Below are 12304 nucleotides of genomic sequence, written 5' to 3'. Positions count from 1 at the left end.
AGAGATTTGCATGATTGCTTTGAATGCTGGCGCGCCTCGCGAGGATTGCCACGCGCGCAATCGCGCATCATGGCTGACAGGCGCCTCAATAGCTTGTCTCACCGCGATCCCTCTCGGCCTCGTATCCGGGGGAAGCGCATGGGGATTTGATCTCCGATGGACCGGGGGAGAGGGGGAGTGGGGTGACAAAAGTCGCTGGGAGAGAACTCCCGGCGGCTTTGCCGGCCAGCTTCCTGGAGCGGCCGATACTGTATTCATCTATGGTGCAGGACCGGGCGCTGACGATCCAGGGTTGGTCGCCGGCAGGCTGATCATCGATTTGAACGGTACGCTCTCTGTCCAGAGGGGCTTCGAGGGCGGCACGTTGAACGTTAGCTCTGCCAGCATCGGCTTCAGCCCACGCAGTACTGGCACTGTCACGGAGACTGGTCGAGAAACCGAGTGGAACGTCGGAAACCTCAATCTTGGCGAACATGGCAGCACTGGAAAGCTGATTGTCTCCAGCGGCGGCAAGGTCATCTCCAGATCGACCAGCATGGAAGGATACGACAGTTCGATCAGCATCCGTGACGGAAGCTCCGAATGGTCCAACGCACAAGACGTCGTCATTAGCTCGGGCAGGTTGATCGTCACCGGAGGAGGCGCCGCCAGGATTGGCGGGACATTGGAGTTGCGCAACGGGACGATCATCATCGGCTCGGGGTCCACAGACCCGAGGGACGCGGTCGCTCCGGGTCTCATCTCGGCAGCCGAGATCAGAGTGGATGCCGGCAGCAACCTGAACTTCAACTACGACAACGGTGGCAGCCAATATGAATTCGCGCCGGTCCTGTCCGGCACCGGCTCCCTGAACCTCTACAATGGCTCGACAGTTCTGACCGGTCGAAGCCTTGGCTTCGCCGGCCCGACAAACGTGCACGAAAGGGCCGTTCTGACCGTGAAGGGCTCGCTTTCCAGCTCCGATGTCACGGTGTGGGGCGTGCTGGCCGGTCATGGAGAGGTCAAGAGTGCCACAGTCAAGCCGGGGGGCAGGATCGAACCGGGCAACTCCGTCGGGACACTCCGGATCAACGGCAATTTCAGCATGGACGCTGGCTCGGTCTATCGCGCCGAGATCAACGGCACGACAAGCGATCTGATCGAGGTCGGGGGCACTGCCAACATTCTAAGCCGGACCATCGAGATCGTCCGTGACAAGGACAGCACATCGCCGATCTTGCCTGGCACGCGCTACACGCTGATCACTGCGGCAGGAGGTTTGACGGGAGGCACGCCAAAGCACGCCATCGCCGACTTTCCGTTCCTGAATTTGACCTTGAGCAGCGACGCCAACAACGCCTATCTGACCTTGTCGCGGAATTCCGGAGCCTTCGCCGAGCTGGCCTCGACGCGCAACGAGAAGGCGCTCGCCAATGCGCTGGACGCGGCGGGAGCTGCCAGCCCGCTCTGGCAGCAGGTGGTGGGTGCCGGCGAAGCCCAGGCGCGCGCCGCGTTTACGAGTCTCGGCAGCGCCGCGATCCATGCCAACGCCGCCGGCGTGCTGTCGGCGCAGTCGCGCTATCTGCGCGATGCTGTCATCGACCGGGCGCGGCAGGGTTTTACCCTCGGCGCCGCGCTGGCTCCGGGCAGCAGTGTGATGTCGTTTGCGCCGGGGACGTCGAGCACGGCGTATGCCTCTGACACCGCTTCACCATTCCACAAGGCGCCGCTTCCGATGCTGGCGGCTGCGCCGGCCTTCGCGATGTGGGCACAAGGGCTCGGCAGCTGGGGCTCGCTGAAGGGGGATCGCAACGCGCCCAGGACCGATCACACGCTCGGTGGCATCATCTCCGGCCTTGACGTCACCTTTGACGGCATGTGGCGCGTGGGTTTGGCCGGCGGCTATACCCGGTCCAGCTTCGACACACCGGGCCTTGCTGCTTCCGGCTCCAGCGACAGCTATCATGTGGCGCTCTATGGCGGCGGCCAGATCGGGGCCTGGGGCCTGCGTGCCGGCGCGAGCTACTCGTGGAACGGCCTTACGACGTCGCGTCGGGTCGTTGCGGTCAATCTGGCGAGCCTCGAGCGGGGCGACAATTCGCCGAAAACCACCCAGCTGTTCGGCGAGGTCGGCCACAGCTTCGCGTTCGCCGGCGGAGCGCTGGAGCCATTCGCCAACCTCGCCTATGTGCGCGTCGACGGCGACATCAGCGAACGGGGCGTGGCGGCAACGACCGGCTCGATGCAGCTCGACACCACCTACACGACGTTCGGACTGCGCGGCGTCGTGGCGCTGACGGACAGGCTGACGGCGCGCGGCACGTTGGCCTGGCGGCACGCGTTCGGCGACATCACGCCGTTGGCGAAACTCGCGTTCCACTCTGGCGGGCCGGAGTTCGCGCTGGCGGGCTCACCGATTGCACGCGACGCGCTGGTCACCGAAGCCGGCCTCGATTTCGCCATTGCGCCCAACGCCTCGCTCGGCGTCGCCTGGACCAGCCAATTCGCCGAGGCTAGCCGCGACAACACCCTCAAGGGCAATTTGCGCTGGAGCTTCTAAAGTATCGGCCCGAAAAGTGGATTGCGGCTTTCGGATTAATCCAGCGTTCAAACAAGGAGACAGCTCCTCCTTGCGTCCGGATCGACGCACGACGATCCAGCAGAAGGAGCGGGCCTGTTCTGGTCTGCCCTGGCTGCGGCTGGTGATGGACGGATCCGTTCGACCGTGCCTGAGTCTTGAGCAGACCGATCCGGCATGTCCGCTGCCCGGCGATGGGCGACAATCCGCTCCCGCCCCTGACCGGAGAACTCCGGCAAGGCTTCGGAGCGATCCCAAGCATAGGCACCACAGCCGCGCCGAAGCGCGGCTCGGCCTTGTTGACGATCTCGGTCATCGCGCGCAGACGCCGTTGCGTCCTATCCGAGCGGATCCCGCCCTTGCTTCGGATCGCGTCTCAGCCGAGGCCTGCGGGGCGCGATCTCCTCGCTAGTGGTGCGAAGAGCCTGGGCAATTCCGCGCGGGACGAAGATGCGCTCAGCGGCATATCGAGCCCAATGGTCGCGGGCTCCGTTGGCTAAAGCCAGAAGCTATGACGCCTAGCGTCGAGATATCTCATGTTCGAGGAAGGGATGCCCGCTTCCATGGGCACCAGCTTCTGCCATCCGGCTCGATTTTTAAAGGTTTCCGAGTTTGCACTCGCTAGCTCCAATGCGACTCGTCAAAACTGTGACGAGCACAAAGGAAGCTGAACTACGAGCTGCGACTCCCAATTCGAAACGACGGAATGATCCGGAATCGCGGGTCTTTAAACCTTGATTGCACAGAGAATCCGGAAATCGACCGCCTTTGGATCCCTTCAGCGCCAATGACCTCGTGGAAAATCCATGGGAGAATCGAATGTTTCTCCGAGTCGCCCAGAGCATCTGAGAGTCATCGGGACAAACCCAAGCGACTGACAACAAACGAGATTTGGCTGGGGCGGGAGGATTCGAACCTCCGTATGGCGGTACCAAAAACCGCTGCCTTACCGCTTGGCGACGCCCCAATGCGGGTTGCGTTCTAGAGCGCGGCGGCGAAGCGCGCAATATGGGATCGGCGCGGACCACAGGATCTCTCCTCGCCACGGAGCCCTCCGAACCTTTCTGCAGAAGATTGCGCTTTCTTCTCGGTTGCCTGTTGCGCAGCATCAAGTGGCTGGCTATAAGCCGCCCACCAGTTGATCGGAGTGTGGCTCAGCCTGGTAGAGCACCTCGTTCGGGACGAGGGGGTCGCAGGTTCAAATCCTGCCACTCCGACCAAAATTCCCGAGACATCGCAAGATGTTATGAAACAAGCCCTTCGGGGCTTTTTTCTTTTCCGGACAGAAGTACCGACAGAAACGCCCTGGTCGGCGCATTTCTGCACCGACCTCCCGAGCACCTACGTAGCCGCCCTGCCCCATCCATTTTGGACGAGCCCCTCCCACCTTCGCAGGACCTCCCCGACGCGAGAGGCGCAGGCTCAGAGAGGCTTGTTCGTGGAAGCTGCCAACACGCCGGCCTTTGCCTCGATCTTCTCGGGCAATTCGCCAACGTTCAGACGAAACGCCTTCATCGCTTCGGCGGCGCTGCCGGCGAGATAGGCGACCGCTCGACGCATATCGCCGGTTGTCAGGTAGATGCCGGCCGCGTTGCTCAGTGCGGTCTGGAAGGCGTCTCGGTGCCGGCCCTCGTTGTCCAGCTTCAACCGCGCGACGATGAACCTTCCGAGCCGGCCAGCGAGCGCCAGCACGGCCAGGATCGCGAGCTCGGCAAGCAGCAGCCGGAACAGGCCGAACCGGGTTTCGTCCGCCATGGCGGTCTGGCCTCGGCCGAAACCGCTAGCAGGATGACGACAGCGCAGGCGAGCGCCAGTGCCCCAGATAGGCCAATAGCTTCATGGTGATCACCAGGCTGATGGAAACATCTGTTCGGCGCGCGCCCCCCTTTTGGGAGGTGCGGTATCGGCGGCTCTCGGCAATCCTCAGCGCGGGGATGACGTGAGGCACTGATGAAACGACAAGGAAGAATGCTCTCCAGCATCCAGCAGATGCTGAAGACGAAGCGTCTGATCGCACTTAAAAAGGCACGCAAGGATGCTGCCCGATCGAAGCTAGTAGTCGTCGCCGATAACAGCGACAGACGAAGCGCCGGTTGATTGAGACCAGCCTTGCCAGCTCGTCCTTGCGGACGTCGAACGAGGGGTAAGGCCTTGGCGGCATACTGATTGTGCCCCGTGACACGCTTGATGCCGCGATGCCGGGCTATCAGTTGCTGCGTGAGCCAGAGCATCGAGGCGCCCTGCTGACCGATAGGCCGGCCAAACACGATCCGGCCATCGCGGTAGATGATGTAGTGGTAGCCGACATCAGAGAAGCCGCGCTGCTTGTGCCAGGAGCGGATGTCCGCGACGGTAAAATCCTGGCCCTCGCGCGTCACGGCGCAGTGCCAGATAATCTCGTCGATCGCGCGCGCCGTCTCCAGCAGCTGCAGGCTCACGACGTTCGCAGGCGGCGCCGGCCGCTCAGACACTGATGGCGAGCAAAAGCAGCGCGGCTTGCACCTCGCGGAGGTTCATGACGTTGCTCCAGACAAAGAAAAGCCGCCCGAAGGCGGCGGAGAGGATGCCAGCCCCCCAAACGGGGGATGCGGCCAGATGCCGGCCCTATAGGAATCCTGCGTCGCACGCGGTTGTGCGGGCCGGAGATATCCCCGATGCGACTTCTTGGTCTCGGTACTACTGAACTATTCGTCGTCGCCGGGACGGTGATCGGTGGAATTCCCTGGGGGATCGTCTCCGTCGCGAAAGCCGCGCTTGACCATCCATGGGCGGGAAAGCTCCTTCGCGTGCTGCGATGGGGGCTTTTGCTTGGAGGCGGCTATGCCTTCCTCATCGTGACGGGCATCATCAGCCGCTGAACGCCGCGTCGATCTGCTCGCGTGTCGTGATCGTGCCCGCAGCGACGGTCGCGGAGACAGTCGCGAGCATTGCCGCGGCATAGACCGGATAACCGTGTTCTCTCAGCCATGCGACATGCGTTGCGAGCGGCTGCCCCTTGGCCTCGCAGTAGTTCAGCACGCGGATTTCGCGGCCGATCCACTGCTTTGTCCAGATCGAGCAGGCGTCCGCCTTCGCACCAGTCCCGCCGATGTCCCAAATCGCCCGGATCGTCATCAGCAGGTCAGCGGCGATGCGACCGAGGCGACCTTGCTGGCGCGCTTCGATCAGCTGCTTGGCGTAGTAGGCCCCAGCCATGACCTTCGCGTACCCGCCTTTCCCAGATGTGATCGTATCGCCCCGGCCGGCCCTCAAGATCGCGCTGGCGGTCGCGCTCCAGCTTGGCGGGAAACCAAGGGTTGCAATGCCCTCCGAGACGTTCTCTTTCCGGACAGAGGCGGAATAGCCGCAGCGGCCGTCAAGCGTGACGACGACGATGACGCCATTCGCTCGCCAGTCGGCCTTCGCCACCAGAGCGGCTTCAGCCGATGCACCATCGCCCTCCGGTCCGGCAGCGCCCGTATCCTGCCGAGGCCGTGCTTCATGCTACACTCCGGTGATCCCTGCTCCCAGCTGGAAGGTCAGCGGTCATGAAGATGAGTGCTGTTACCTGCGCCGTAGCCGCGGCGATCGTCGTACTGACGCTTCCCGCCGCCGCTCAATATGTGGGCACGCCGGGCAATGCCCCGCTGATTCCCGGCGGCCCCCGACAAGGTCTTGGGCCGCCCTCCATCACTGATCACGTGCCCGACATCCGGCTCCATTCCGACGGCGGGGGCATTCCCGGTGCAGGTCCGCCAATCGACTACGGGGCGAGATCGGCCAGGCCCGGGTCTTCCGGAGATCCCCTCTACGTGCCTCGCTACGGGGCTGATGAAGGCCGCATGGCCTCGGCGACAGGGCGCCACTGCGAGACACCGAAAAGGACGTGCAGGCTCGCAAGCCGGGCGCCGGTTGGAACCGGCTGTACATGCCGCATGACCAACAAGTCCCGTGCGCGAGGGCTCGTCATACGCTGATGGAAGCTCGTGGCGCGAGCCGCATATCGAGCATCAGCGTACCACAGAGGAAAAGCCCCGTGGCCCTGACGCCGGCGGGGCAGGCAGACAGAGAAGAACCCGCCGGTTGTGGCAGGAGGTTTGGCGAGACAGAGAACGGCCGGATAGCGGCCCGGCGCCGCCGACTCAAGTCTTCTGAAACACCACGAACTGGCGCTGATGCGCCAAGTGCCGATCGCTGCTCACGACCCTGAGACCGACAATCTGCGCCAACTCTTCCACCTCATCGTCCGAGAACTCGAAGGCGCAGGAAGCGTGTACAGGGTCGAGCGGCGACTTCGCGGGGTGGATCACACCTTGCTCGACGGCAGGGTCGCCACGGTAGAAGTCCGCCGAGATGAGCCCGCCCGGGCGCAGCAGCCGCGTACCCATTTGCAGAACCCATGTCGCGTTCTCGAAATTCTGGTGGATGAAGAACTCTCGCCCGACCATCACGTCGCGGGAACCGGAGTATGCGGCGATGGCCTCCTCGTCTTCTATCTGCGCATAGGAGCAACTCGCGGGTGAAACGCCGCGCGCGATAGCCAAGGCCAGTTCAGAATAATCGAGGCCGAGATAATCGCCGCCCATCATCCCGATGCGTTTGCCCAACCAGCCGCAGCCGCAGCCGATCTCCAAGACACTGCGGCCGACGAGATCGTCGCCGGCCGCCCAGATTCGCAGCGGCACACCATTGGGGCTCCCGTTTTCTTCGAACGCGACCGCGTCGAAAATCTCCGGCGCGGAGAGGCCGCGGAGGTCGGAGGTCTGACGCATCTTCCAGTGCGGAACCAAATATGTCGACCGAGCTTCAGTCGCAAAATAGTGCATCCATTCGCGGTCCCAGCGCTCAGACTGCGAGATGAGTTCTGACATTGAACGCTCCTTGGAGGTCAAAATCGCATAGCATTGCAGGCTTGTTACCCAACGTAGCGCGAAGCGTTTCTGGCGCACAATCTGAAATCCGCGGCGCACCACAGCACCTACCTCATCAAAAAACTTGGCCGGCAATGAAGAACGGAACGCGGCGACCTTCTCGATGAGGATGGCGTAGATGCATCAGTTGCGGTTGAGATGGCGGCAAGCACACACCCTGCCACTCCGGCCATGCGATGCCCCGGCTCTCCGGCTTTGCGCGAGTTTTCGCCCAGAGCCGGCCTTTTGAACGGCACGCGATTGCCTACCCCCCGAGATCGCTGCCTGCTACGCCCGTGGCGCTGCGGATCGGGCTTCGCCAGAGCACTTTCGAGCGAAGCGGGCACCGGCTCGCATGAAGAAAATGCGATAAAACAAAGAACTAGAGCACTTTCGAGATTCGACGAAACGCGGAATTGCTCTAGAGTTGGCTCCAGCAAGTGGAGCGGGCCGGCATGACGCGCATTCTTCGTATCGTTGGTATCCTCGGCATCGCCACCTTGCTCGCCGGCTGCGACCGCTGCGGCAACATGATGGAACTCGACATGTTCCTGCAGCCTGTGAAGAAGGTCTGCACCGGCACCAAGCCCGCCGGCTGAGGGCGGCGCTTCTTTCATCACCGACGAAGAAAAGGCCGGCGCGCGCGGCCCCGGGTTTCGGCATCCCACAAGGACGTCGGGTTCAGCCGCAGCACTTCAGCAGCGTCCAGCCGGCGCCGACAAGGCTCGCCATCAGAGTAGCCAGCGTCTGCAGCGTCACCGGCACCGACAAGAGCGGCACCTTGACCTTGGCGGCCAGCAACAGATTGCCGGCGAAGCCAGCATGGCATGGCGCGAGCGCGGGGAGAGGGGAGCCGACCATGGTGTCGGCGGGCAAGGGCAGCGACTGAGCCATCGGCGTCTCATCCTCTTCTGGACGGGCACCGTCGACGCCCGGTTCGTCCGTCTATAGAAAACCCGGCACCGGCCCACAGCCGGCCAGGATGCACGAACCCGGATGCGACGATGAGCAAGGGCGGCCAGAACGACAGGCAAGGCGACGACAGGCGGCGCGACAACCGCGACGAGGCGGCCGAGCCGCTCGCCTTCGACCGCGAGGCGCTCGCTGCCGGCGCGGTGGTGCAGCTTTCGCCGCTGGTCCGAAGGATCGTCGCCGGCAATGGCGGGCCGATGACTTTCACCGGCACCTGCTCCTACATCGTCGGCCACGGCAAGGTCGCGATCATCGATCCCGGCCCGGACGATCCCGCCCATGTCGCCAATCTGCTGGCTGCGGTCTCCGGTGAGAGCGTCGAGCAGATCGTCATCACCCACACCCATCGCGACCATTCCCCGGCGAGCCGCGCGGTCAAGGCTGCGACCGGCGCCGCGATCATCGGCTGCGGCCCGCATCGCCCGGCCCGCGAGCTCGCGCTCGGCGAGATCAACCCGCTCGACGCCGCCGCCGACAAGGACTACGCGCCGGACCTCGTGATGGCCGACGGCGACACCGTTACTGGCCAGGGCTGGAGCCTGCGGGCGGTCGAGACGCCCGGCCACACCGCCAACCATCTCGCCTTCGCCCTCGACGAGGAGGAGACGCTGTTCTCCGGTGACCATGTCATGGCCTGGTCGACCTCGATCGTCGCGCCGCCTGACGGCTCGATGATCGCCTATATGGCCTCGATCGAGAAACTGCGCGGCCAGGAGCACCGGCTGTACTGGCCGGGCCATGGTGGCGCGGTACGCGAGCCGCAGCGCTTCCTGCGCGGGCTGGTGCAGCACCGGCGCCTGCGCGAGGCGGCGATCCTCAGTCGCCTGCGCGCCGGCGATGAGACGATCGCCGCGATGGTGCCGATGATCTATCTGGATCTGGCGCCGGCGCTGCATGGCGCGGCTTCGCTGTCGGTCCTCGCGCAGCTCGAAGACCTGGTCGCGCGCGGCATCGTGCTCTGCGACGAAGCCCTGCCCGCGCTGGCGAGCCGCTACCGGCTGGCGTGAGAGCGGAGGCTCAGCGCAGTTCCACCAGCAGCTTCACCTCTTCCTCGAAGGCAGCGATGCGCCTTGCATTGGCGCCGAAATCGAAGCCGCCGAGTCGCGAAGCCGAGCGAATGTCGATCCGGCTGCCATCGGCGCGCGGCCGGATGCGGATGGTGATGTCGTCGACCAGGCGCAGCACGCGAGAATGCGCAACCGCATCGAGCCGCCCTGCCCCGCTGCGTCCGCCCGGCGCCGCGCCTTCCAGCACCCGCCAGCCGAGATTGACGCTAGCCTTGCGGGCAATGTCGTAGGCGATCTCGGCCGGCAGCTCGAGCACGATCGGCAAGGTGCGCGGGTAGCCCTGGCGCTGCGCCTTGCGCCGCTCGGCCGGCACATCCGGCGGCACCAGCCCCTGGCGCGCTGCGAGTGCGACGCGCGAGCGGCTGAAGGCCGGCGGCTCGTCGATATCGGTCGAGACGTCGCTGATCAGCGGCAGGGTCGCGAGCTGGAAGCCGGCATAGGCGACCGGCAACAGCAGCACTAGGCTAACCACGAAGGCGAAGGCGGCGATGCCGATGCCGCGATGCCCGTCCTGCCAGATCCGCACGAAAGCGGCGAGCGCCAGCAGAAGCGCAAGCAGGACGAAGACATAGGCCCCGCCGATCGGCGCCAGCCGCTCCACCGAAGGCTGGCCGAAGCGGAAGATCAGCACCGCGAGCACGACGACCGTCAGCCCGAACAGCGCCAGCCGGCGGCTCCAGATCGCCGCACGCGAAACCGGTTCCTCGAAGACGAGACGGCGGTGCATGCCTCTTAGGTGGCCGAGTGCCGGGCGGAAGGCAAGCGGGCGATGTCAGCCCCCGCCTCTTGGCGGGGCATCCCGGCCGGAGCCGCGAAGCGGCGCAGAGCCGGGATCCATGCCTGAGCTTCGCCGGAACAGGCTCCGGCGTCGATCCCGGGTCGAGCTGCGCTCGCCCGGGATGACCGGCAGAAGCTCGGGCGACGCGCTCAGTCGATGGCGCGCACAGCCCCCTTCGCCGCGCTGGTCGCGAGCGCCGCATAGGCCTTCAGCGCGGTCGAGACCTTGCGCTTGCGCGGCGCCGCCGGCTTCCAGGCATCCTTGCCCTTGGCCTCCATCGCGGTGCGGCGGCGAGCCAGCTCCTCGTCGGAGATCTTCAGGTTGATGCTGCGGTTCGGGATGTCGATCTCGATGACGTCGCCGCCCTCGACGAGGCCGATCGCACCACCTTCCGCCGCTTCCGGCGAGACATGGCCGATGGAGAGGCCGGAGGAACCGCCGGAGAAGCGCCCGTCAGTGATCAGCGCGCAGGCCTTTCCGAGCCCCTTCGACTTCAGATAGCTCGTCGGATAGAGCATTTCCTGCATGCCCGGCCCGCCACGCGGCCCCTCATAGCGGATCAGCACGATCTCGCCGGGCTTGACCTTGTTGTTGAGGATGCCTTCGACCGCCGCATCCTGGCTCTCGAAGATCACCGCGGCGCCGGAGAAGGTCAGGATCGAGGCGTCGACGCCGGCCGCCTTCACGATGCAGCCATCGAGCGCGATGTTGCCGAAGAGCACGGCGAGGCCGCCATCCTGCGAATAGGCATGGGCCTTGTCGCGGATCACGCCGGTCTCGCGGTCGGTGTCGAGCTCGGCATAGCGCCGATCCTGGCTGAAGGCGGTCTGCGTCGGCACGCCGCCCGGCGCGGCGCTGAAGAAGCTCTTCACCGACTCGCTGGTCGTCCGCTTGATGTCCCAGCGCTCCAGTGCCTCGGCCAGCGTGGCGGAATGCACGGTCGGCAGCGAGGTGTCGATCAGCCCGGCGCGGTCGAGCTCGCCGAGGATCGCCAGGATGCCGCCGGCGCGGTGCACGTCCTCCATGTGGACGTTGGCGACGGCCGGGGCGACCTTGCAGAGCACCGGCACATTGCGCGACAGCCGGTCGATATCGGCCATGGTGAAGTCGATCTCGGCCTCGTGCGCGGCAGCGAGCAGGTGCAGCACCGTGTTGGTCGAGCCGCCCATCGAGATGTCGAGTGTCATCGCGTTCTCGAACGCCTTGAAGCTCGCGACATTGCGCGGCAGCACCGAGGCGTCGTCCTGCTCGTACCAGCGCTTGGCGATATCGACGATCAGGTGGCCGGCCTCGACGAAGAGGCGCTTGCGGTCGGCATGGGTGGCGAGCGTCGAGCCGTTACCGGGCAGAGCGAGCCCGAGCGCCTCGGTCAGGCAGTTCATCGAGTTGGCGGTGAACATGCCGGAGCAGGAGCCGCAGGTCGGGCAGGCCGAGCGCTCAATGACATCGACTTCGCTGTCGGAGTACTTGCCGTCGGCGGCCGCGACCATGGCGTCGACCAGGTCGACCTTCTTCAGCACGCCTTCGGCGATGTACTTGCCGGCCTCCATCGGCCCGCCCGAGACGAAAACGGTCGGGATGTTGAGGCGCATCGCCGCCATCAGCATGCCGGGCGTGATCTTGTCGCAGTTCGAGATGCAGACCATCGCGTCGGCGCAATGCGCGTTGACCATGTACTCGACGCTGTCGGCGATCAGCTCGCGCGAGGGCAGCGAATAGAGCATGCCGTCATGGCCCATGGCGATGCCGTCATCGACCGCGATGGTGTTGAATTCCTTGGCGACGCCGCCGGCCTGCTCGATCTCGCGCGCGACCAGCTGGCCGAGGTCCTTGAGATGGACATGGCCCGGCACGAACTGGGTGAAGGAGTTCACCACCGCGATGATCGGCTTGCCGAAATCGCCGTCCTTCATGCCGGTGGCGCGCCAGAGGCCACGGGCGCCCGCCATGTTGCGGCCCTTCGTGGTGGTGTCGGATCTCAACCTCGGCATGCTTGACCTCTTCGCCCATACGCCCAAACAGAGTGTTTGGGACTAAGACT

General features: G+C 64.9%; 10 protein-coding genes, 2 tRNA genes and 1 pseudogene. 6 read left to right on the top strand and 7 right to left on the bottom strand.

Annotated elements, in window-relative coordinates; genetic code table 11:
- Nucleotides 1-292: 292 nt before the first annotated feature.
- Nucleotides 293-2539 (top strand): autotransporter domain-containing protein, encoded by a 2247-nt coding sequence (locus tag DK26_RS20345; RefSeq protein WP_184231717.1) that lies wholly within the window; start codon nt 293-295, stop codon nt 2537-2539.
- Between the two features lie 910 nt (nt 2540-3449).
- Here the strand turns inward: DK26_RS20345 and DK26_RS20340 are convergent.
- Nucleotides 3450-3524 (bottom strand) — tRNA-Gln (locus DK26_RS20340).
- Between the two features lie 176 nt (nt 3525-3700).
- Here DK26_RS20340 and DK26_RS20335 point away from each other — a divergent pair.
- Nucleotides 3701-3777 (top strand) — tRNA-Pro (locus DK26_RS20335).
- A gap of 202 nt (nt 3778-3979) precedes the next feature.
- Here DK26_RS20335 and DK26_RS20330 read toward each other — a convergent pair.
- A complete protein-coding gene (locus DK26_RS20330) occupies nt 3980-4312 on the bottom strand; it encodes a hypothetical protein (RefSeq protein WP_066476214.1) in 333 nt (110 codons plus the stop codon).
- A 440-nt stretch (nt 4313-4752) separates the two neighbouring features.
- On the opposite strand from DK26_RS20330, the gene DK26_RS29125 reads away from it, so the two are divergent.
- Together DK26_RS29125 and DK26_RS20325 are read left to right on the top strand one after the other, a co-directional pair.
- The gene (locus DK26_RS29125; RefSeq protein ID WP_157089749.1) at nt 4753-5031 is read left to right on the top strand and encodes a hypothetical protein; all 279 of its coding nucleotides are present in this window, start codon (nt 4753-4755) and stop codon (nt 5029-5031) included.
- 180 nt (nt 5032-5211) lie between these two features.
- Complete coding sequence (locus DK26_RS20325; RefSeq protein WP_066476212.1) at nt 5212-5415, top strand: hypothetical protein; 204 nt, start codon at nt 5212-5214, stop codon at nt 5413-5415.
- Between the two features lie 88 nt (nt 5416-5503).
- Here DK26_RS20325 and DK26_RS29750 read toward each other — a convergent pair.
- Both DK26_RS29750 and DK26_RS20315 read right to left on the bottom strand, forming a co-directional pair.
- A pseudogene (locus DK26_RS29750) lies at nt 5504-5813 on the bottom strand (PBSX family phage terminase large subunit); the annotation flags it as partial.
- An 865-nt stretch (nt 5814-6678) separates the two neighbouring features.
- Nucleotides 6679-7407, bottom strand: a complete 729-nt coding sequence (locus DK26_RS20315; protein WP_066476209.1) for a class I SAM-dependent methyltransferase — start codon at nt 7405-7407, stop codon at nt 6679-6681.
- A 494-nt stretch (nt 7408-7901) separates the two neighbouring features.
- On the opposite strand from DK26_RS20315, the gene DK26_RS29120 reads away from it, so the two are divergent.
- A complete protein-coding gene (locus tag DK26_RS29120) occupies nt 7902-8045 on the top strand; it encodes a hypothetical protein (protein ID WP_157089748.1) in 144 nt (47 codons plus the stop codon).
- 82 nt (nt 8046-8127) lie between these two features.
- On the opposite strand, the gene DK26_RS20310 is transcribed toward DK26_RS29120, so the two are convergent.
- The gene (locus DK26_RS20310) at nt 8128-8340 is read right to left on the bottom strand and encodes a hypothetical protein (RefSeq protein ID WP_066476208.1); all 213 of its coding nucleotides are present in this window, start codon (nt 8338-8340) and stop codon (nt 8128-8130) included.
- A 110-nt stretch (nt 8341-8450) separates the two neighbouring features.
- Here DK26_RS20310 and DK26_RS20305 point away from each other — a divergent pair, with 110 nt between their 5' ends.
- On the top strand, nt 8451-9425 hold the full coding sequence (locus DK26_RS20305; protein WP_066476207.1) for an MBL fold metallo-hydrolase: 975 nt from the start codon (nt 8451-8453) through the stop codon (nt 9423-9425).
- A 10-nt stretch (nt 9426-9435) separates the two neighbouring features.
- On the opposite strand, the gene DK26_RS20300 is transcribed toward DK26_RS20305, so the two are convergent.
- Both DK26_RS20300 and ilvD read right to left on the bottom strand, forming a co-directional pair.
- Nucleotides 9436-10212: a DUF1499 domain-containing protein gene (locus DK26_RS20300; RefSeq protein ID WP_066476206.1), complete on the bottom strand. Its 777-nt coding sequence runs from the start codon at nt 10210-10212 to the stop codon at nt 9436-9438.
- 200 nt (nt 10213-10412) lie between these two features.
- Nucleotides 10413-12254: a dihydroxy-acid dehydratase gene (gene ilvD, locus DK26_RS20295; RefSeq protein WP_066476205.1), complete on the bottom strand. Its 1842-nt coding sequence runs from the start codon at nt 12252-12254 to the stop codon at nt 10413-10415.
- Nucleotides 12255-12304: the final 50 nt, after the last annotated feature.

It is taken from the genome of Allobosea sp. WAO (assembly GCF_001509835.1).
GTDB lineage: Bacteria > Pseudomonadota > Alphaproteobacteria > Rhizobiales > Beijerinckiaceae > Allobosea.
The sequence above is the reverse complement of the archived record's forward strand: the minus strand, read 5'-3'. Positions and strand labels throughout refer to the sequence as shown.